The 438-nt window shown below is 55.5% G+C and carries 1 protein-coding gene; it reads left to right on the plus strand.

Annotation, left to right across the window (positions count from 1 at the left end):
- On the plus strand, positions 1 to 438 hold a 438-nt coding region (locus D7Y13_RS43080; RefSeq protein WP_120631125.1), incomplete at both ends, for a M24 family metallopeptidase.

Below are 438 nucleotides of genomic sequence, written 5' to 3' on the forward strand. Positions count from 1 at the left end.
GACCTGCGCTTATAACAGCATCGTCACGGTTCACGGTGAAGTGCTGCACAACGATCGCTATCACCATCCGCTGCGATCGAGTGATTTACTCCTGGCCGATGTCGGTGCAGAAACCCCAGACGGCTGGGCTTCTGACATAACGCGCACTTGGCCTGTTGGGAATCGATTTTCATCCACGCAGCGCGATCTATATGAGGTCGTTCTAGCTGCCCATGACCGCTGCATTGCCGCCGTGCGTCCCAATGTGGAATATCGCGATATTCACCTGTTGGCCTGTGAAACGATCGCGCAGGGCTTGGTCGATCTGGGCATTTTGCGCGGACGGGCGGATGATTTGGTCGAACAGGACGCCCACGCCTTATTTTTTCCGCATGGAGTCGGTCATCTGATCGGTCTGGATGTTCACGATATGGAAGACTTGGGCGATCGAGCCGGATA

Origin of the sequence: Corallococcus praedator, assembly GCF_003612125.1 — a bacterium.
In the GTDB taxonomy this organism is placed as follows: domain Bacteria; phylum Myxococcota; class Myxococcia; order Myxococcales; family Myxococcaceae; genus Corallococcus; species Corallococcus praedator.